The organism is Maricaulis maris (genome assembly GCF_049116555.1).
Lineage (GTDB): Bacteria > Pseudomonadota > Alphaproteobacteria > Caulobacterales > Maricaulaceae > Maricaulis > Maricaulis maris_C.
This window is the reverse complement of record NZ_JAGDYT010000001.1, coordinates 692,359-712,101: the sequence shown is the minus strand read 5'-3', so window position 1 is coordinate 712,101 and position 19,743 is coordinate 692,359. Positions and strand designations below refer to the sequence as shown.

Annotated in this window: 23 protein-coding genes; 16 read left to right on the top strand and 7 right to left on the bottom strand. The window is 62.9% G+C overall.

All coding sequences use genetic code 11. The features are described from left to right. The first annotated feature begins 28 nt into the window (after nucleotides 1-28). The 3 genes from JXQ94_RS03345 to JXQ94_RS03335 all read left to right on the top strand — a co-directional run bounded on the left by JXQ94_RS03345 (nucleotide 29) and on the right by JXQ94_RS03335 (nucleotide 3,327). Nucleotides 29-1,147 carry a beta-ketoacyl-ACP synthase III gene (locus tag JXQ94_RS03345; protein WP_421922402.1) on the top strand — a complete coding sequence of 373 codons (1,119 nt, stop codon included), beginning with the start codon at nucleotides 29-31 and terminating at the stop codon, nucleotides 1,145-1,147. After that, the gene (locus JXQ94_RS03340; protein WP_421922401.1) at nucleotides 1,144-2,103 is read left to right on the top strand and encodes a TolB family protein; all 960 of its coding nucleotides are present in this window, start codon (nucleotides 1,144-1,146) and stop codon (nucleotides 2,101-2,103) included. The genes JXQ94_RS03345 and JXQ94_RS03340 overlap by 4 nt, the downstream gene beginning before the upstream one ends. A gap of 504 nt (nucleotides 2,104-2,607) precedes the next feature. Continuing rightward, nucleotides 2,608-3,327, top strand: a complete 720-nt coding sequence (locus tag JXQ94_RS03335) for a hypothetical protein (RefSeq protein ID WP_421922399.1) — start codon at nucleotides 2,608-2,610, stop codon at nucleotides 3,325-3,327. 326 nt (nucleotides 3,328-3,653) lie between these two features. Here JXQ94_RS03335 and JXQ94_RS03330 read toward each other — a convergent pair whose 3' ends face one another. After that, complete coding sequence (locus tag JXQ94_RS03330; protein ID WP_421922398.1) at nucleotides 3,654-4,028, bottom strand: hypothetical protein; 375 nt, start codon at nucleotides 4,026-4,028, stop codon at nucleotides 3,654-3,656. Between the two features lie 129 nt (nucleotides 4,029-4,157). Here JXQ94_RS03330 and JXQ94_RS03325 point away from each other — a divergent pair, with 129 nt between their 5' ends. The 12 genes from JXQ94_RS03325 (at nucleotide 4,158) to JXQ94_RS03270 (ending at nucleotide 14,872) form a co-directional block, all read left to right on the top strand. Further along, the gene (locus JXQ94_RS03325) at nucleotides 4,158-5,096 is read left to right on the top strand and encodes a hypothetical protein (RefSeq protein ID WP_421922397.1); all 939 of its coding nucleotides are present in this window, start codon (nucleotides 4,158-4,160) and stop codon (nucleotides 5,094-5,096) included. A gap of 26 nt (nucleotides 5,097-5,122) precedes the next feature. Beyond that, entirely contained in the window at nucleotides 5,123-6,109 is a 987-nt protein-coding gene (locus tag JXQ94_RS03320) for an acyl-CoA desaturase (protein WP_421922396.1), read from the top strand. 94 nt (nucleotides 6,110-6,203) lie between these two features. After that, nucleotides 6,204-6,827, top strand: a complete 624-nt coding sequence (locus JXQ94_RS03315) for an HD domain-containing protein (RefSeq protein ID WP_421922671.1) — start codon at nucleotides 6,204-6,206, stop codon at nucleotides 6,825-6,827. Further along, nucleotides 6,827-7,798 carry an NUDIX hydrolase gene (locus tag JXQ94_RS03310; protein WP_421922670.1) on the top strand — a complete coding sequence of 324 codons (972 nt, stop codon included), beginning with the start codon at nucleotides 6,827-6,829 and terminating at the stop codon, nucleotides 7,796-7,798. Before JXQ94_RS03315 ends, JXQ94_RS03310 begins: the two co-directional genes overlap by 1 nt. A 5-nt stretch (nucleotides 7,799-7,803) precedes the next feature. Then, the gene (locus JXQ94_RS03305; RefSeq protein ID WP_421922395.1) at nucleotides 7,804-8,487 is read left to right on the top strand and encodes an RluA family pseudouridine synthase; all 684 of its coding nucleotides are present in this window, start codon (nucleotides 7,804-7,806) and stop codon (nucleotides 8,485-8,487) included. Nucleotides 8,488-8,611: 124 nt separating this feature from the next. After that, entirely contained in the window at nucleotides 8,612-8,863 is a 252-nt protein-coding gene (locus tag JXQ94_RS03300) for a hypothetical protein (RefSeq protein WP_421922394.1), read from the top strand. Nucleotides 8,864-8,981: 118 nt separating this feature from the next. Next, nucleotides 8,982-10,121, top strand: a complete 1,140-nt coding sequence (gene nadA / locus JXQ94_RS03295; protein WP_421922393.1) for a quinolinate synthase NadA — start codon at nucleotides 8,982-8,984, stop codon at nucleotides 10,119-10,121. A 187-nt stretch (nucleotides 10,122-10,308) separates the two neighbouring features. Next, entirely contained in the window at nucleotides 10,309-11,181 is an 873-nt protein-coding gene (locus JXQ94_RS03290) for a hypothetical protein (protein WP_421922392.1), read from the top strand. Beyond that, nucleotides 11,178-12,788, top strand: a complete 1,611-nt coding sequence (locus tag JXQ94_RS03285; protein ID WP_421922391.1) for an L-aspartate oxidase — start codon at nucleotides 11,178-11,180, stop codon at nucleotides 12,786-12,788. The genes JXQ94_RS03290 and JXQ94_RS03285 overlap by 4 nt, the downstream gene beginning before the upstream one ends. Nucleotides 12,789-12,798: 10 nt before the next feature. Next, nucleotides 12,799-13,647, top strand: coding sequence for a carboxylating nicotinate-nucleotide diphosphorylase (nadC, locus tag JXQ94_RS03280; RefSeq protein WP_421922390.1), 849 nt, complete (start codon nucleotides 12,799-12,801; stop codon nucleotides 13,645-13,647). A gap of 37 nt (nucleotides 13,648-13,684) precedes the next feature. Further along, a complete protein-coding gene (locus JXQ94_RS03275; RefSeq protein WP_421922389.1) occupies nucleotides 13,685-14,077 on the top strand; it encodes a VOC family protein in 393 nt (130 codons plus the stop codon). A 69-nt stretch (nucleotides 14,078-14,146) separates the two neighbouring features. Further along, entirely contained in the window at nucleotides 14,147-14,872 is a 726-nt protein-coding gene (locus JXQ94_RS03270) for a type II CAAX prenyl endopeptidase Rce1 family protein (protein ID WP_421922388.1), read from the top strand. A 169-nt stretch (nucleotides 14,873-15,041) separates the two neighbouring features. Here JXQ94_RS03270 and JXQ94_RS03265 read toward each other — a convergent pair whose 3' ends face one another. Together JXQ94_RS03265 and JXQ94_RS03260 are read right to left on the bottom strand one after the other, a co-directional pair. Further along, complete coding sequence (locus JXQ94_RS03265) at nucleotides 15,042-15,371, bottom strand: hypothetical protein (protein ID WP_421922387.1); 330 nt, start codon at nucleotides 15,369-15,371, stop codon at nucleotides 15,042-15,044. Then, nucleotides 15,368-15,925 carry a phosphoribosyltransferase gene (locus JXQ94_RS03260; protein ID WP_421922386.1) on the bottom strand — a complete coding sequence of 186 codons (558 nt, stop codon included), beginning with the start codon at nucleotides 15,923-15,925 and terminating at the stop codon, nucleotides 15,368-15,370. Before JXQ94_RS03260 ends, JXQ94_RS03265 begins: the two co-directional genes overlap by 4 nt. 94 nt (nucleotides 15,926-16,019) lie before the next feature. On the opposite strand from JXQ94_RS03260, the gene JXQ94_RS03255 reads away from it, so the two are divergent. Further along, a complete protein-coding gene (locus JXQ94_RS03255) occupies nucleotides 16,020-17,036 on the top strand; it encodes an alpha/beta hydrolase (RefSeq protein ID WP_421922385.1) in 1,017 nt (338 codons plus the stop codon). A 6-nt stretch (nucleotides 17,037-17,042) separates the two neighbouring features. Here the strand turns inward: JXQ94_RS03255 and JXQ94_RS03250 are convergent, their stop codons facing one another. The 4 genes from JXQ94_RS03250 to JXQ94_RS03235 all read right to left on the bottom strand — a co-directional run bounded on the left by JXQ94_RS03250 (nucleotide 17,043) and on the right by JXQ94_RS03235 (nucleotide 19,709). Continuing rightward, nucleotides 17,043-17,690, bottom strand: a complete 648-nt coding sequence (locus JXQ94_RS03250) for a hypothetical protein (RefSeq protein ID WP_421922384.1) — start codon at nucleotides 17,688-17,690, stop codon at nucleotides 17,043-17,045. Nucleotides 17,691-17,867: 177 nt separating this feature from the next. Beyond that, nucleotides 17,868-18,206: a hypothetical protein gene (locus JXQ94_RS03245; protein ID WP_421922383.1), complete on the bottom strand. Its 339-nt coding sequence runs from the start codon at nucleotides 18,204-18,206 to the stop codon at nucleotides 17,868-17,870. Between the two features lie 101 nt (nucleotides 18,207-18,307). After that, entirely contained in the window at nucleotides 18,308-18,790 is a 483-nt protein-coding gene (locus JXQ94_RS03240; protein ID WP_421922382.1) for a response regulator, read from the bottom strand. A gap of 19 nt (nucleotides 18,791-18,809) precedes the next feature. Beyond that, nucleotides 18,810-19,709 (bottom strand): sensor histidine kinase, encoded by a 900-nt coding sequence (locus JXQ94_RS03235; RefSeq protein WP_421922381.1) that lies wholly within the window; start codon nucleotides 19,707-19,709, stop codon nucleotides 18,810-18,812. Nucleotides 19,710-19,743: the final 34 nt, after the last annotated feature.

Genomic DNA, 19,743 nt, shown 5'->3' with positions numbered 1-19,743 from the left:
ATCAGGGACAATCACAGAGTCCGGGACAGTGCAAAACAGCCTCATCCGATCAACGGGATACTGGGTCCCGCCCAACGTCATCACGAATGACGAACTCGTCGCCAGCTATAATGCCTATGCGACTCGCTTCAATTCCCGGCATGCGGACGCCATCGCCGCCGGCGAGGCCGAGGCCGTGCCCTTGTCCTCCAGCGAATTCATCCGCAATGCCTCGGGCATTGAACGCCGGCATGTCTACGAGAAAACAGGCATTCTCGACATCGATTCCATGGTGCCGCGGATTCCGCCGCGCCCGATCGAGGCGGTTTCGGTACAGGCCGAGTTTGCGCTCAAATCCGTGCAGATTGCCCTCGACAAGGCCGGGTATGAGGGCAGCGACATAGACGGCGTGATCGTCGCCTCCTCCGCCCAGCAGCGCAATTTTCCAGCCGTCTCCTGCGAGATTCAGGAGGCCATTGGCGCCAGCGGCTTTGCCTTTGACATGACGATGGCCTGCGCGGCCGCACTTTACGGGCTGAATTTGGCCAATGGCCTGATCCGGTCCGGCCAGGCGAAGCGCATCCTGATCTGCTCGCCAGAACTGATGACCTGTATCAATGTCCATTCCCGCCGCGAGGTCCATTTCATCTTCGGCGATGCCTCGGCCGCGATGATCGTCGAGGCTGATGACGGACGGCCGGGCGGCTGGGATGTGCTTGGAACCCATACCGAGAACAAGTGGTCCTCGGCCCTGCGCTCCGATTACGGCTTTATCAATGTCGCGGAGCAATCGGTCGATCCGGCCTTCGCCCCGCATCTCGACCAGGACGGACACAAGGTCTTCAAGGACGTCGTCGGCTTCGCGCCGAAAGTTGCCCGCCGGATGATGCAGCAGATTGATCTGACGCCGGAAGACGTGCGCCGGACCTGGCTCCACCAGGCCAATATCCGCATGGTCGACATGATTGCGAAGCGCATTCTCGAGCGCGACCGCACCCATGAGAATGCTCCGTCCATCCTGCACGAGTACGGCAATACCTCCTCGTCCTCGGTGGTGATGAATTTCGACATGCATTCCGACGATATGGATGTCGGCGAAACAGGCGTGATGTGCGCCTTTGGAGCCGGCTATGGTGTCGGTGCTGCTGCCGTGAGGAAACGCGCATGAAAACCTGGCTCTCCCTGATCCCGATCGCGGCGCTTGTCGCCTGCAATCCGACCCCGGTCGACGAGACCGACCCGACGGACGCGACACCTGACGCCGGAACGGACGCCGAGACGGACACGGACGCCGAGGAAACGGCGGGCCTGCCGGGCACAGACATTCATCTCTTCGCGCTCGACTGGGCCTCCGGGGCTCCGGTCCTGGGCGCTGCCGCCGGCGGCGTGATGCGCCCGGGCTATGACAACCAGCCCTTTTTCACCGCGGATGGCGGCCTGCTCTACACCGCGGGTGATGACAGCGGCGAGACGGATATCTGGCGGCTCGACCTGGCCAGTGGCGAGACCTCGCCGGTGACACAGACGCCCGGCGAAAGCGAATATTCACCGCGCATCGCGCCCGATGGTCGCCTGAGCTATATCTACCAGCCACCCGGCGGCTATGCCGGCAATGCCTATCTCGCCAATCCGGACAATTCCGACCGCGAACCGGCCGAGGCCCTGGCCCCTGTGGGCTATTACGGATTCTCCGGCGATATGAGCAAGGTCGCGGTCTTCCATCTCGGCGAGCCGATGACGCTGCAGCTCATCGACCGCACCACGACGCCCGAGACTGTCACCCATATCGCCGATAATCCCGGCCGCAGCTTCTTCCGGGCCGCCCGCGGACCGGCCATTTACGTGACCCTGGCAGATGAAGGCGGCGTCCACACCCTGCACGCGCTCAATACGCGCACCGGCGAGCTGCGCGAGATGTTCACCCTGCCCGGCACGAGCCAGGACTTTGCCGTCGCCGTCATGCCGGACGACCGCGTCACCTTCCTGACGGTTGAAGACGGCCAGCTCCTCTGGCGCACACGGGGCCGCTGGGAACCGGTCGCGGCGATTGACTGGCTGAGCGGCGTGACGCGGCTGGCATTGAGCCCGGACCTGTCCACCCTGGCGATTGTGGCGGAGGAATAGTCAGGCGCTCCCCTTCTATCCCCGATGCTCCCGCACAAATCCGCGCGGAGACGAAAAGCCGTGGACGTCACCGAGGGACATGGACCTGCGGTACATGTCCGACTGAATAGCGCGTCCTTAGACGGGACACGTACCAGAGGTACATGTCCCTATACTCTTCGCCAAAAACCCGCGCTGCGCGCAGGGCCGTCCATACATCGCTTGTCAGCCAGCAGGCCGTATCCGCTTCTTCAGCTCAAGGGTGAAACCGCGCAGCGGCGCCTGCGGCGCCCTTGACCTGAAGAAGCGGATACGGCGACGTCTCGGCAAGCGGTTTATGGTGAGGTTTGCGCCGGGGCGCAGGGGCGTAGAGAGGGACTCGCGAGAAACGGCACATGTCGCCGTGTATTCTGGAAGGTCGGCGAAATGATCAAACTTATAAAAAGCACCAGAACCGAGTAGGTCCTGAATGAAGATTGCTATGAGAAATTCAAGATCGAATCGATAATGGATAGAGGCAGAGTTATGATGAACGACCGTGAAGCAGACCCTTTTTCTGTCCTCGCAACGCCTGACGAAACTTGGACGAAGGGTCGTGGGGAGCTGTGGCATGACGCCATTAAGGCCTTTGATCCCACTGCGCCAGAGCCATTGATCAGATTGTTACGCAACCCTTGTTCGGTCACGGCAATGTCTGGTCTATATATTTTTGGTGAGCTGGGGCGCAAGGCATCGGGGGCTTTGGGCGCGGCATTGGCCTGGCATCAGCACCCGTCCGAAGCGGCACGGGCTAACTTGTTACAAGGCGTCAATGACTGTTGGCGCGACCTGACCGCTAGGCAGTTAAGTCAGATACTGCCCTTGTTGACGGACGACAGTTACCTCGTTCGTCAAAAGATGCTCACGGTGTTGGTTTCGGTAGATACAAGCTTGATCGAAAGTGCGATTGGTTTGATCGAGTGTGAAGAGGAGCGGTCGCAGCACCTATCTGGCTTTATGTGCCTTCGAGATCCAAAACTCGACGTGCAATCCGCATTCGAAGAAGCCTTATCAAGCGACAGACTAATGTCTGCGTACTTGATGGCCAACATATTACGCAGAGCGCGTTTCGACGAAGACGCGCCCGTGCCCAAATATGATGGAAGCGCCGATTTCCCAAAGAGTGTCGTAGATAGCGTTAAAGTAATGAAGGATCGCGCACGTCGCAGACGGGTGCGGAGGGGTAAACGGGATAAACGCGAATAGTGCCCCTTTAGCGCGGCCTCGATCGGATTTGAGTTCCAGATTTGTGATCCATTGATCGAAAAAGGGGACGTGCCCCTACCTCCCATCAAAACCCGGCACTGCTCGCCGGCGCGCGGAGGGATAGAGAGAAACTGGCAAGAAACCATACACGTCCCGCTTCATTCCCCGCACACCCCACACAAACCGTCATCCTGACGAAAGTCAGGACCCAGTCTCGCACGCACGATCCAGCCAATCCCGGCAATCACGTCGCGTCGCAGACCGGGTCCCGATTGTCATCGGGATGACGGTGCTTGGGGCGGGGGTAGAAATGAACCGGCGTCCGACTAAACCCCCACAGCCTCGGTCACCTTGTAGGTCAGATCGTCGCCATCGGCTTCGTGAATGGTGAGATAGTCGCCGACGCGCATCGTGTGATCGCCGAGCCGGTAGACCGGCTCGTCCGGTCCCTCATCCTCCTCGTCATAGCGAAAGAACCAGTGACTGCCGCGATGGGAGAGCCAGCCATCCGCCTTGTCGGCGGGATCCGGCGAAAAGCGATCAACCGTGCAGGCAGCCCTGTCGGCACGCCAGAGCTCGAGATCGAGTTTCCCGTCCTTGTCCAGCGGCGCCACGATCACATAACCATGGGCGTCATCACCCTCGGGAAAGCCGGCATCCGGATTGCGGCCGAGCCGCAGGACCACGCGTGTCAGAGACATTTTTTTCTCCCCTATTTTGGTAGGGCTATTTCGCGCCATCAAGCAGCCACCGTCAATGCATGAAGCTGCGGCATCTTCGCCTCTTGCTTGCATGTGAGCACGCTGACAAGTTTGCGGTCGGGGGCTAGGATGCCGAGTATCAAGACAGCGCCAAAATGGGTCTATCTGGTCTTCCTGATCGGCATCGGCACGATCACGGTGCGCGCCCTCCTGGACTCCCGCTTCGGCAATTCGGCCTTGCTCTACATCGCGACGCCGTTTGCGATTTCCTTCTTGATTTTCCAGTTCAGCGACCGGCCAAAAATCACCTCGCCCCTGATCGGATTTCTGTCCCATCTGCGCGACGCGACCATTATCATGCTGGGCAGTTCGGCCTTCCTGTTCGAAGGCTTCATCTGCGTCCTTTTCTTCATGCCGATCTACTACCTCTTCATTACGCTCGGCTATCTGGTCAGTCTGATGTTCAGGAAAGCTGACAAGGCGAAGGGCGAGGGACGGATGCGTGGCTCCGTTCTCAGCCTGATCATCCTGGTCGCGGCGCTTGAGGGCACAGCGCCATCCACCAGCTTCGAACGCCAGAACAGTGTGACGCGAACCGCGATCTTCGAGGCCGATATTGCGACCTTGCAAGCCAATCTTGCCCGACCGGTAGAATTGCCGTCGCAGCGGCAATGGTTCCTGTCGATCTTCCCGCTCCCTGTCGAATCCCAGACCGGCTCGCTGGAGCCTGGCGACATTCACACCCTGCACTTCATCTACAAGCGCTGGTTCTTCACCAATGTGAAAGAGGGCGATTTCCGCCTCCGTATCGACTCGGTAAGCGATGAGGAAGTGCGGACCAGTGTGATCGGCAATTCCAGCTATCTGGCGACCTATCTCGACCTGCAGGGCACGCATATCACCTTCGACGCCCTTCCCGATGGCCGCACGGAAGTCTCGCTGACCATCACTTATCAGCGCTTGCTGGACCCGGCCTGGTATTTCGGACCGCTGCAGCGCCATGCCATCGAGCAGAGCGCGGATTATTTCTTCGCATCCGTCTTCTCCAGAGGCATCCCCTATGAGTGAGCATTCCCTATGGGTGAGCAGGCCCTATGAGTGAACAAGCACGTGCTGATGCGGCTGGCGGCGCCTTCAAGGTCAATTCGCTGACCGGTCTCGACACAGCGGACCCGGTCGCCGGACATGTCGTCTGGGATGCGCCGCGCTCGATCTGGAACACAATCATGTTTGTCGGCGCGATCACCCTCGCACCGCTTTTCTTTTCCTGGTCGGCGCTGGCGATGTTTTTCATCCTGACCGGCTTCACCCTGTGCGCCGGCCACTCGGTCGGCTTTCATCGCCGCCTGATCCACCGCAGTTTTGACTGTCCGACCTGGGTCGAGCGCGTTCTGGTTTATCTCGGCACGCTAGTCGGCATGGGCGGACCGATCTGGACCATCCGTCTGCACGATTTTCGCGACTGGGCCCAACGTCAGCCTGACTGCCACCCCTTCCTGCGTCATGAGCGCGGCTTCCTGATGGACGGACTGCTCTATCTTCACGGAAAACTCGTGCTGGACAGTCCGCCGGGCTTTGATCCGGGACCCGGCATCGGCGACTCGGCCTTCTACCGCTTTCTCGACCGCAGCTGGATGCTGCACCAGATCCCGCTTGCAGCACTGCTTTTCGGACTCGGCGGCTGGCCCTGGCTGGTCTGGGGCATCTTCGTCCGCGTGGCCGCCTGCACCACCATGCATTGGGCCATTTCCTACTTTGCCCATACACGCGGATCGAGCGATTGGGCGCTCGAAGGCGCGGTCATCCAAGCCTATAATGTCCCGGCGCTGGCCATCCCCACCATGGGCGAGAGCTGGCATGCCAATCATCATGCCTTTCCCAGCTCAGCCCGCCACGGCCTCTATCCGGGCCAGATCGATCTGGGATGGCATTTCATCCAACTGCTGGCCTGGCTCGGCCTAGCCAGGAATATCTGCCTGCCGCACGATCTGCCCGCGCGGCCGAACATCCGGCCGCTGACCGCACGTGCCACCGACATTGTCTCGGACGCACAAAAATCGGTCTCCGGCCCGGCGGAATAATCACCATCTGTGAACAAGTGGGCTTGCCGCATTGGTCCCGGCGGCGCTTCTCTGCTATCTCCCCTGCCCGCAAGATGCTGACGAGATGGATGACATGCCCGCTGCCGCCAAGAATACCAAAACCAAGGAAGCCCCCCGCGCCTGGCAGAGAATGATTTCGGGGCGTCGACTGGATCTGCTGGATCCGTCGCCCTTTGATGTCGAGATCGAGGATATCGCCCATGGCCTGGCGCGCGTGGCGCGCTGGAATGGGCAGACCAAGGGCGATCACGCCTTCTCCGTCGCCGAACACTCGGTCGTGGTGCTGGAAATCCTCGACTTTCTCTATCCGGAGCTCGAGCAGAAATGGCGCCTGGCCGCACTCCTCCACGATGCGTCGGAATATGTGATCGGTGACATGATCAGCCCGTTCAAGGCCGCATTGGGCGTCAATTACCGCGCATTCGAGGACCGGCTCGAAGCGGCGATCCAGCTGCGTTTCGGCCTGCCGCCCAAACTGCCCGCCGAGGTCAAGCGCAAGATCAAGCGGGCCGATGTCATCTGCGCCTATTTCGAGGCGACCCAGATCGCCGGTTTCAGCCACGCCGAATCCGTGAAATTCTTCGGACGCCCCCCGGCCGGACTGGAGATCGCGATCAAGCCGCTGCCTGTGAAGACCGCCCAGCAACTCTTCCTCGACGTCTTCGCCGAGGTCCTTGCCGAGTTCGAGGCCGAGTGATGGACACGGCCGGCCAGTCCCTTTCTGTCGGCCTCAACGCGGTCATCCTGGCGGTCGATGGCGACACGCCGCAAGTGCTCATCGTGCCCCAGCCGGGTGGCGGCGAAGCCCTGCCCTTTGGTCCCTTTGACCCCACCGAGCATCGCACACTGGAGATCGGCCTGCGACGCTGGGTGGATGAGCAGGCCCGTTTCCAGCTGGGCTATGTCGAACAGCTCTACACCTTCGGCGATCGCGGCCGCGAGGCCCCGGTCGCGGCGATGACCGGCTCGGAGGACGACCGCATCATCTCGATCGGCTATCTCGCGCTGACCCCCAATGTCTCCGATCCGCCCGAAGGTGGCGGTCAGTGGCGCGCCTGGTATCGCTTCTTTCCGTGGGAAGACTGGCGCGACGGCCGGCCCGACATCATCGACAGCCAGATCCTGCCGCGCCTGTCTGCCTGGGCCGACGAGGCTGGTGGTCCCGGTCGCCGGGCCTCCTGCCATGACCGCATCAAACAGTGTTTCGGCCTCAATCCCGGCGGCTGGCAGGAAGGCCGGGCGCTGGACCGCTATGAGCTGCTCTACGAGGCGGGACTGGTCGAGGAAGCCGCACGCGACGGCCAGACCGAAGCCCGGCTGGTGGCCCCGGGTCTGGGCCAGGCCATGGCGTCGGATCATCGCCGAATCCTGGCGACCGCCATTTCCCGTTTGCGCGGCAAGATCAAATACCGCCCGGTCGTGTTCGAGCTGATGGCCGAGGTCTTCACGCTTTCGGCCCTGCAACAGGTGGTCGAGGCGGTCGTGGGCTACCGCCTGCACAAGCAGAATTTCCGCCGCGCCCTGGACAGGTCCGGCTTCGTTGACGGGACGGGCAAGGTCGAGAGCCGCACCGGTGGTCGTCCGGCCGAACTCTTCCGCTATCGCCGCGAGGCACTGGCCGGCCTGCCCTCGCTGGGCCTGTCGACGCCGCGCCTGAAAGAGGGCTGAAACCGGTGTCGGACGCCACAAGCGCCTCATCACCGCGCCCCTTCGAATACCGGCCCCCGCCCGCCGGGCCGCTGCCCGTCATCCACCGGGACGACCACATCCTGGTGCTCGACAAGCCATCCGGCCTACTGACCGTGCCCGGCAACCGGCCGGAGCGGGCCGACTGTCTGGAAGCGCGGGCGCGGGCCGACTTTCCGACCGCCCGCATCATCCACCGGCTGGACATGGACACGTCCGGCGTGATCGTGCTGGCCCTGACGCCCCACGCCCAGGCCCATATCGGCAAGCAGTTCGAAAAGCGCCAAACGACGAAATCCTACATCGCCAGGGTCTGGGGCGAGATGAGCGAGGATGACGGCGAGATTGATCAGCCCATCATCACCGACTGGCCGAACCGCCCCAAACAGATGATCTGCCATGAGTGCGGCCGCGCCGCGCAGACCCGCTGGCAGGTCCTGGCGCGAACCGGCGGAACAAGTCGTGTCCGGCTCGCTCCGCGAACCGGGCGGAGCCATCAGCTGCGCGTCCATATGGCCCATCTCGGCCACCCGATACTCGGGGACAATCTTTACGCCCATGCCGACGCGCTGGCCGCCAGCTCCCGGCTCTGCCTGCATGCGGAACGCCTCGCTTTTCGTCACCCCGATGGTGGCGCGCCTGTCTCTTTTGAGCGCAAGCCGGACTTTTGACATTCGCCTGCGAGGCGATTCGGATTGAAGGCCGGCAAGCTACACGTTTAACCTGCAACCCGTCGACAGACAGGCTTCCGGCCTGGTCCGGATATGCGCGTTTTGTCTGTGACGGGGGGGCAAAATGGTTGAGCGGTTGAAAGTCCGGGATTTTGTTCAGGCGGGCTTGTTGTGCCTGGCCCTGTGTTTCGCCCTGCTCGCCATCCGTTTTGAAGTTTTCGGCTGGATTGGCTCCGGCGCGACGATCCTGATCATGGTCGGCCTGCTCTGCGCCGGCCAGGCGCGGTTGCGCTGGCGCCTCATCCTGCCTGCCATCCTGCTCGGCAGCCTCGGATACAGCGCTGCGTCGGCCACAATGGTCGCCGCTTTCCTTTGACCCCTTGCGCAATGCTCAGCTTGAGCATATATCTGAATCACGGTTAAGCTCATTTCGAGCATAAGATCGCATTTCCGGTGATGGCCCTCCAGTCATCGCCTCTTTTCAGACCCTAGATATGCTCGTTTTGAGCAAAAGAGAGGGAAAAATGGACCGGATGAATATGGACGGCACGCTCCAGGACTTTGATCAGGATCGGCCCGAACTGGCGTATACGGACGAGGTGAAAGCCGCGACCGACCCTCTTTACGCCAAGGTCAGCCATGTCGTCACGCCGATGGAGTGGCCCGCCAAGGCCCCGCTCATCCACGCCATCAACCAGCTGAAAAAGGAAAAGAACGCGGTCATCCTGGCGCACAACTACATGACCGCCGATATTTTCCACTGCGTCGGCGACCTGATGGGCGACAGCCTCGCCCTGGCCCGCATGGCGGCCGAAAGCGAAGCCGACATCATCGTCCAGGCCGGCGTCCACTTCATGGCTGAGACCGCCAAGGTCCTGGCCCCGGAAAAGACCGTCCTCATCCCAGACACCCGCGCCGGCTGTTCGCTGGCGAGCTCGATCACGGGTGAGGACGTACGGCGCATCAAGGCCGCCTATCCGGGCATCCCGGTCGTCACCTATGTGAACACCTCGGCCGACGTGAAGGCCGAATGCGATATCTGCTGCACCAGCTCGAATGCCGTGCAGGTCGTCGAGAGCCTGAACAGCGACACGGTTATCCTGCTGCCGGACCAGTATCTGGCCAAGAATGTCGCCGCCCAGACCGATGTCAAAATCCTCACCTGGGCCGGTAGCTGCGAGGTGCACGAGCAATTCACGGCCCAGGACATCCAGGACCTGCGCGATGCGCACCCGGGCGTGGTCATCATCACCCATCCGGAAAGCCCGCTGGAAGTCGTCCAGGCCGCGGATTTCGCCGGCTCGACCGCCGCCATGGCCGACTGGGCCAAGGATAGCGGTGCCAGGAAGGCCGTCCTCCTCACCGAATGCTCGATGAGTGACAATGTCGCCGCCGACGTGCCGGAGGTCGAGTTCATCCGCCCGTGCAATCTGTGCCCGCACATGAAGCGGATCACGCTGGAAAACATCTATGACTGCCTGCGCCTGGAACAGCACGAGGTGACCGTCCCCGACGCCGTCATCGAAGGCGCCCGGGCTTCTGTCCAGGCCATGCTCGACCTGCCCAAGCCGGCCAAGCCTGCGAACTTTGACCCGAAGGCGCAGGAGAAGCGCGTGGATCTGGTGGTGATCTAGGGAGGTGGACATGCGGACCCTCGGAATAGTTATCGCCACAGCCGCGACAGTCTTGGGTGCGTCCGCTATCGCACAGGACGAAACCGTATCGATCGTCATGCCCAGCTCGGCGACCTGCCAACCGCCCGACACAGGCCCGGGATCCCGCCCTGACAACGCTTTGCCAGTAAGCCCGCAACAACTGGTCATGGACGCTGAAGATGTCGCGGAATTCGACATCGTATCCGAGTTTGATTGCCGCTGGGTCCGAACGGCCGGGCAGTTTCGCGCCATCGATTACTGGCACTATCGCGGTCAGATAAAACCGTCCGGCCTCGCCGTTTATGACCGCTCAGAGACGGCCATCTGGATCGAGAATTTCGCCGAGCCCACCCCCAGCTTCGGAAACCTCCACCAGCGAGATATCGAGCTCGTCGGTCTCTTCTATGACTTGTGTCTTCGCGCGGAAGCAGGGCGGGCGGCGGCGGAGGCCGACGGGGAGATTCTCATCAATATGGGCGGCCCTTGCCATTACGGGCGCCTGAACGGTTTGATGCTCGATGATGTCCGTGTGGTCGCCGTCAACTCGACACGACCCGAGCGCCTGCGCGGCGAGAGCAATCGGGACAGCTTCGGCGACCTTGTGGATCTTCACGCGATTGCCCCCGACGCTGTAGTGGAAGTGCGAGACACCGCGAACGCAATGCTGTCCAATCTGGCCGCGGGTGAGCGGGCGTATCTGGAACACGCACTCGCCGATCCGGATTTTGTTGCTGACAGGTTGGCCGATAGCAATGACGCCACAAGCATGATGGCCGCATGGGCTGAAACCGCGCTCGCGGCGGCAGACAACAATCCCTCCGAGCTGGCGTATCGGGCGTTCGCCCAGCGCGAACGGGGTTGGTATGCGGATCCCTACTACGACGAACCGCAACCGGTTTACGAGGCCATCGCTTGTTTTTGCACCGCCCAGGACTGTGCCGACGAGTGGCCACTCTTGGAACCAGATACCTGGTTCATCGCTGACACCGTGATGTGCCTTGGCGTCGAGGGACCGGATGACGGGTGGCCGGTCGAATGACCCGCCCCATCCTCATCTGCGGCGCTGGCATTGCCGGGCTCTGGGCGGCCCTGAAGCTCGCCCCGAGCCAGGTGATCCTGCTCACCGGTGCGCCGCTCGGTGAGGGCGCAGCTTCCGGCTGGGCGCAGGGCGGGGTTTCGGCCGCACTGGCCGCTGATGACACGCCAGCCTTGCATGCGCGCGACACGATCGAGGCCGGTGCCGGGCTGGTGGATCGCCGGGCCGCCGAAGCCCTCGCCTCGGGCGCCGCGGCAGAAGTCGCCGACCTGGCCGCACTGGGAGCACCGTTCGAGCGCGACGGGTCCGACTGGTCGCTGTCGCGCGAAGCCGCCCACTCACGACACCGCGTGGCGCGCGTGAAGGGCGATGGCGCGGGGGCCGCGATCATGGCGACCCTGATCGCTGCCGTGCGCGCGGCGGATCACATCGAGATCCGCGACGGTTGGAAAGCCGTGGCCCTTTTGGGCTCGGCCGAGGCCTGCACCGGCGCTGTGGCCGAAGGCTCCGGCGGCGCGCGTGAGCGCATCGAGGCCGACACCACACTGCTCGCCATGGGCGGCGCCGGCGGGCTGTTCGCCCTGACCACCACGCCGGCGATCGCGCAGGGCCAGGCCATGGCCATGGCGGCGCGGCTGGGCGCGGTGATCCGTGATCCCGAATTCGTCCAATTCCACCCGACCGCGCTCAATGCCGGTCTCGACCCGGCGCCCTTGTGCACCGAGGCCCTGCGCGGAGACGGTGCGACGCTGATCGACCAGACCGGCCATCGCTTCATGAAAGCCATCCACGACGATGCCGAACTCGCCCCGCGCGATGTTGTCGCCCGGGCCGTGCATCGGCAGAACGCGTCCGGCAAAGGCGCCTTCCTGGATTGCCGCGAGGCGGTTGGAGCGGCTTTCCCGGATCGTTTCCCCGCAGTCTTTGCGGCCTGCCAGGAAGCCGGGATCGATCCGCGCATTGACCCCATCCCGGTTGCGCCGACCGCGCATTATCACATGGGCGGTGTCGCCACCGATATTGACGGCCGGACCTCCGTGCCCGGTCTTTTTGCCATCGGCGAATGCGCCGCGACCGGCCTGCACGGCGCCAACCGCCTGGCGTCGAATTCGCTGGCTGAAGGCCTGGTGAGTGCGGCGCGGTTTGCGCATGTGCTCGGGTCCTCGCCCTTGATGGGCGAGGGGGACCGCGAAGCGGTGGAGTGGGTGACCGGTGGTCAGAGACAGAACGCTGCGCGTGTCACCCCTTCCGGCCCTTCGGGCCACCTTCCCCATCAAGGGGAAGGACCTGCACCGAGCTTGCCTCTCCTCGCCCTCACGCGTCTGCGGCAGGCGATGTCACGCTATTGCGGCGTCGAGCGCTCGGCGGCGGGGCTGACCGAACTGGCCGGGTTGATCAATGACCTTCGCGCCGAACACGGTGACGCCGATGCCCTGGTGGCGGCGCGCTTCATCGTCACCGGCGCGTTGAACCGGTGTGAGAGCCGGGGTGGTCATTTCCGGACCGATTGTCCACTAACACTCACGGAGGCGCGCCATACCGAGCTTCGCCTCGATGACCTTGCCGCCCCGGAGCCGGCGCCTGCCGCCCTTACCGGACCCGCCGAATAGGACGACCGACATGCCGATCATGCCCCTGCCCCGCCATGTGGTGAATGACGCCGTGGCCCGCGCCATTGCCGAAGACCAGGGCGGTCGCGGTGATGTCACCTCGCTGGCCTGCATCCCGGCCAAGGCCGAGGCGAAATTCTACGTCAATGCGCGCGAGGCCGGTGTGGTCTGCGGTTTCCAACCGGCGCTGGCGGCGATCTGGCAGTGCGATCCGGAAGCGCTGGTCAGCCCGCAGATGGAAGACGGCGACGCCGTGAAACCCGGTGATGTGCTGGTCTCGGTGACCGGTCGGGCGCGTGGACTCCTGTCCGCCGAGCGCATCCTGCTCAACTTCATGGGACGAATGAGCGGGATCGCAACGTTCACGCGGGCCTATGTCAACGCGGTCAGGGGGACCGGCGCGCGGATCGCCCATACCCGCAAGACCACGCCGGGCTTTCGCGCGTTCGAACTGCAGGCCGTACAGGCCGGGGGTGGGGCGCTGCATCGTTTCGGGCTCGATGACGCCATCCTGATCAAGGACAATCATGTCGCCGTGTGCGGCGGCGTCCGCGAAGCGGTCGAAGCTGCACGCACCAGCGCCGGGCACATGACGCGTATCGCCGTGGAGGTGGACCGCCTCGACCAGCTCGACGCGGCGATCGCAGCGGGTGCCGAGAGCGTGCTTCTGGACAATTTCTCACTGGATGACCTGACCGCCGCGGTTGCCGCCGGCAAAGGCAGGGTGACGCTGGAAGCCTCCGGCGGTGTCAATCTGGACACCGTGCGCGGCATTGCCGAAACCGGCGTGGATGTCATTTCCATTGGTGCATTGACCCATTCAGCGCCAAATTTCGACATCGGGCTCGACGAAGCCTAGGTCGTGGCGGCCGCGCCACCTTGAGGGAGAGACAGGCATGTTCAATCACATCATGGTCGGAACGAGCGACATCGAGCGCTCGAAGCGCTTTTACGACGCCGTCCTGGGCGCGATGGGCGCCGGCGAGGCGGTCCGCAATGAGGCCGCCACCGGTCACGTTCGCTATTTCTATCTGCATGACGGCAATGCCTTCTGCATCAGCGAGCCCATCAATGACGAACAGGCCACAGCCTCCAATGGCTCGACGATAGGGTTCAAGTGCAGCTCACCTGAGCAAGTGGTCGAGTTTCACGATGTCGCCGTCGCCAATGGCGGCACATCCATTGAAGACGCCCCCGGTCCGCGCTCCAGCAATATGGGCACGCTGCACCTCTCCTATGTACGCGATCCCGATGGCCACAAGCTGTGCGCGATACACCGTCCGGGATAGCGACCCCCACCCCCGAACCCGGCGGACGCCGCGCTTGCCGGGCAGTGCGGCCTTCCCTAGTCTTACCGGATGGGGATTTACAACACAGTCATCGTCGAAAGCATCGTTCTTCTGGGACTTTGCCTTGTGGCCGCAATCCTGCTGCGCGGACGGGTTCACTGGGGCTGGCTGGGTGGCGCGATCGCGCTCTACGCGGTTCACAAATTCCTGCTGTTTCTTGGGGTGGCCGGGCTGTATCCGGACATCCTTCCCGGTCGCTATAACTGGGAAGGCAAGATCGCGGGAACCGTGCTGGTGCTTGTCGCCGGTCTGATGCTGTTCCGTGGCGACCGCGCCGCCTTCGGTCTGACCCTGGCCCAATCGGGACCGGCGCCGCGGACAGGCTTTGCTGTCGCTGCTTTCACCGCCATCGCGACCGCGCTGTTCATGTGGCTTTACTGGCCTGGGGTGAAGTCGGAGCCGCTGGCCGAGTGGACCTACCAGCTCACCATGCCGAGCCTGGACGAGGAACTCCTGTATCGCGGCGTGCTGTTGTTGATGCTGGAACGCGCGTTTCGTCCGACCGTCAATATCCTCGGCGCGCCGCTTGGTTTTGCCGCCCTCATCGTCACGGCCCAGTTCTACGTCACCCACGCACTGGGGGTCGGGCCGGACTGGTCAATCAGCTTTGTCTGGGGCGAGATCGTTCCACTGATCTATGCCGCGCTGTGGATCCATGTCCGCGTTGCCACAGGCAGCCTGCTCCTGCCGATCCTGCTCCACAGCTGGGCGAATACGGCTGGCTACCTCATCTGACCTCGGATCAGGGCCAGGCCGCGTCTTTCGGGTGGCGACTTCCGCGCGCACGCCCAGCCACTCTGCTTCGGCAACCCGGTCTGCCGTAGTCGGGTGTCAGCCGTCATGGCTACAGCCTGAAAAAACAAATGGTGAGGTTTGCGCCAGGACGACCGCGGAATGGAGCGGATTAGCCGCGTCGATCCCGGGCGTGGTCTTCACTCGCGAGCTGGTCAACCAAAGCCGTCAGCTCACCGCGCCCGAGGCCGGGGGCGTCAAGCTGGCCCGGCCTGGCAAAGCGCGACAGCTCGAAGCAATTGGCGACGCTGTTGAACCAGACCGCCCGATCACCTTGGACGGCCACGACCCAAACAGCGAAATCAAACCCGGTCTCAACCGGCGCGCGCCAGGTTTCCGGTTCGATCATCACGCCCTCCCAGAACCGCCATTGGGCCTCTGAAAGCGCCCCTTCCGCCACGATAAGGAGGCCGCGCAGCTGGGCCGCGGTGACCAGGCTCATGGTTTCAGGATCACCGAGCCGGCCTCGCCCTTGGCCGCGATCTCCGCGTCGCTGAGACCGCAGATCTCATGCGGGAAGACCAGCCAGTCATCGCATTCATGGACAAAATAGTCCGGAGTCAGGTCGGTCGTGTTGCGCAGCGGCTTGTAATAGACCGTCGCAATCCGCGCATCGGCGGGGAAGTTGCGCCGGCACTTGGCGCGCAGGACTTGCAGGACCGCGGCGATCGAGCGGCCGCTGTCATAGACATCATCGACGATCAGAAGACGGTCATCGGCATTGAGCGTATCGACCAGATAGCCCTCGCCATAGACCCGGACATTACGGTCCTGCTCGCCAATCCCGGTATAGGAGGCGGTGCGGATGGCGATGTGGTCAGTCTCGATCCCGCGCCAGGCGAGATATTCCTGCACCGCAATCCCGACCGGCGCCCCGCCGCGCCAGACCCCGACGATATGGGTCGGACGAAAACCACTCTCGAGGATTTGCCGCGCCAGGCGCAGACTGTCTTCGAGGAGGTCATTGGCAGAGATGTAGTGCTTGGCGCTGGTCATGGCCGCAGGATGGCCCGGTTTGCGACCGCAGCTCAAGCATTTGCGACCGGCGCGGCGCAGCCTAGGCTGCCCGCCAGCAGATCGGGGAGTTGATATGCGCCAGGACCATTCCCTGCCAGCCGGGCAGGTTCACACCCTCTACATCGACAGCCAGGTATTGGCGGGCAACCGCCTGGGCGATCCGACGCGGCGCCGGGTCGATGTCTATGTCCCGCATGGCCATGACGGCAGCGACCTGCCGCTCCTCGTCGATCTGGCCGGCTTCACCGGCTCGGGCCTTGGCCATGTGAACTGGAAAAATTTCGGCGAGAATGTCCCCGAGCGCGCCGACCGCCTGATCGCCACCGGCGTCATGAAACCGGCCGTGATCGCCTTTCCCGACTGCTTCACCCGGCTGGGTGGCAATCAGTATGTGAACTCACCGGCCATGGGAATGTGGGCGGATTTCCTGATCAAGGAAATGTTGCCGGGCATCGAGAACAAATTTGGCTGTGGCGGGACCGGCAAACGCGCTGTCTTCGGCAAGTCCTCTGGCGGTTATGGCGCCATGATGCATGCGCTTGAGCATCCCGATGTCTGGGCCGGCGCGGTGTGCCATTCCGGCGATATGGGCTTTGAACTGGCCTTCGCGACCGACTTTGCCCACACGCTGCGCCGGATCGACCGGCATGGCGGCACGATTGCCAGCTTCATCGAGGCCTTCGAGGCCGCCCCGAAACTGTCCGGGGACGATCTGCATGCGCTGATGACCCTGGCCATGGGCGCGACCTATGATCCCGATCCGGACCCGGATGTGCTGATGGGTATCCGCCTGCCCGTGACCATGGATACCTGCGAACTGATCCCCGAGCGCTGGGCAGAGTGGATGAAGTGGGATCCGCTGGAACTGGTCGACACGCATGGCGAGGGACTGAAAACGCTCAAGGCGCTGATGATCGATTGCGGCGATATCGACCAGTATAATCTGGTCTATGGCGCCCGCCGGATGACGCGAAAGCTCACCGCGATGGGCGTCAATCACCGGTATGAGGAGTTCCCGGACACGCATTCCTCCATCGATTACCGGATGGATGTGTCCCTGCCCTATCTGGCGGCGGCACTCAGCGACTGAGACCGATCAGGCCTGCGCCTTCGGGGGCACGATCTCGGCCTTGCCGCCACCAACCGACCGGCTGACCCCGGTCGCGACCACGGCGATGAGAAGGCGGGCGATGATGGTGAAGAAAAGCAGCACGATCTTGTCGTCGGAGACCGCAAAGCGAACGCCGGCGCGCCAGCGTCCGCCAATCGGCAAATGGGCAAGCTGGTCTTCGACCCAGTCCGCCGCATCAAGCAGGGAGTGCAGGACACCTTCCGCCGCAATCGAGATCACGGCCAGCATGATGATGGCCACCACGAAGGACAGGAAGAGCGTCGCCATCATTGAGGAGACCTGGCTGATCAGCCCCGGCTCCTTGACCTTGTAGCGGTCATTCCCGCCCGTCAGGGCCGTGAATCCGCCACCAATGATCGCCAGGATGATGCGCGCGATGATGGTGAAGATAAGCAGGACGATCTTGTCGTCGCTGGCGAAGAGCCGGACGAAATTATTATAGCGGTCCTCGAGCGGAATCGCAGCGATCATGTCCTCGAGCAGATCGGCGCCATCCTGGACCCAGCTGAGCCAGTCCGCGGCGTAGAACCACAGCAGGGCCAGCATGAAGATGGCCATGACCATCGACAGGAACAGCGTGGCCGAGATCTTGGACAGACGCGCTAACAACATGATCTTCCCCTCGCCATCACCCTGTACCGGCCACCCTCGTAATGGCGACCTGCGGGCCCGATGTTAGCCGGAAACCAGGCCGTCGTCGCCTGCGGTCGCGTGAGGCGCGAAACAGCCGGGGGACGATCGCGCATCACGATCGGCTCCCCGGACTGCCATGATTGAGATTACAGCTGACTATTCAGCGATGATCTGCACGGTCAACGCGCTGCCATCATCCGACCAGCCATTGGTGACCCAGCTTTCGCCCGCGGCGAGCGCTTCATTCCACGGACCGCAATTCTCATTGGCGCCGTTCTCGGTCATGACCTGGATGCAGAGCTGGCTGTCATAGGTCCAGGTCCCGGCAACGCCGCGACTGTCGCTATAGCTGCCATCGGCATTGAACCATGCGTCGAAGGATTGCTCGCCTGCGGTCACGCGAACGGCATGCCCGAATGCATTGCTCATGCCTTCAGCCAGAGCCGGTGACGCCATCAGCGCACAGGCCATGCCGGCCACAAGAAGATGTTTCATATTGATTCCCCGAACTGCGGATCACGCAGACCCGACTTCGCCCCCCGGCAGAAGGGAGGTTAGCAAATTCGCCTGCGCGGGGAAACCGGAAACGGTTCGGGTCAGATGTCGTCCGCGCCAGTGTCGGCCTGGCCTTCGATCGTCGGTACTTCGACAATCTGGACCCAGTACTCGCCGATCGAATTGACGACCCGCATCAGGCGGTCCAGCGAGATCGGCTTGACGATATAGGAGGAGGCTCCCAGCCCGTAGGAGGAGAGGATATCATCCTCATCCTTAGATGTGGTCAGGACGATGATCGGGATATGCCGCAATTCGTCATCGGCCTTGATTTCCTCAAGTGCCTCGCGGCCATCCTTCAGCGGCATGTTGAGATCGAGCAGGATAATCCCCGGAAAAGGGGCTCCCTCGCGATCCGCGTAATTGCCCCGCCGCTTGAGATAGTCCACCAGCTGCTCGCCATTCTCCAGGAAGTCGAGCGGATTGCGCAAACGCACTTCCTCGCAGGCTTCCTTGAACAGCAGCCGATCATCCGGATCGTCATCGACCATCAGGATGGTGAATAGCTGGTTTTCGTCGCTCATGATGACAGCCTCAACCCGGTTAGAGCGTTGATTTGGGATCGTCTTGGAACAAACTCGCCTTTTGGCGCGGCAAGATCAAGGTGAAGACCGCCCCATTTCCGATTTCACCCTGCGCTTTCAGCGTTCCGCCCTGCCGTTCCGCGATTTTTCGAGCTGTTGCGAGACCGATGCCAGTGCCGGGATAGGCGTCGCGCGTATGCAAGCGCTCAAAGGGCTTGAAAATCCGCTCCGCCTTGTCCGGTGCAAACCCGATCCCGTTATCGCCATGGCGAAATTCGACCTGCCCGTCGGGCCGGGCCGCGCCTTCAATCGTGACCCGCAGCGGCGTATCCGTGCGGGCATACTGGATCGAATTGGCCAACAGGATTGCGAAGAGGACACGGAATTGCGCCCGGTCGCAATACACATCCGGCAATTCTCCCAGCGCCACCTCACCGCCTGTTGCGGCGATCCGGTCGGCGCTGGCAGCGACAAGCTGGGATAATTCCTCCGCCGCCGCGAAGGCCTGAGGATCAGTTGAAGCGTCATTCACGCGCGCATGCTGGGCCAGCTCGTCGAGCATGCCCTGCATGCGTTCCGCGGCGTTGGACATGCGCTCGGCATAGCGATCAAGCTGGGCATCGGGGGCCGGTCCGAGCCGACCACGCAGGCGCTCACCAAAGGTGATGATCTTGCGCAGGGGTTCGCGAAGATCGTGACGGGCCGCCACCGCATAGAGCTCGATATCCTCGATCCGGCGCTGCAGGGCGGCCGCCTCGCGACGCTGCCGGGAGATGGCGCGCAGACCGTGAATGGCCAGCCCGGTCAATCCGAATACCGAGACCGCACCAAGTCCGAGCAGCACGGTCTCGCCAAGCGCTGGGCGCGGCATCTCGAGGAAGGGCAGAACCACGATAAGGGCGAGCAAACCTCCGGCCATGCCGATGAAAATCGGGGCGAACCGGTAAAGAGCT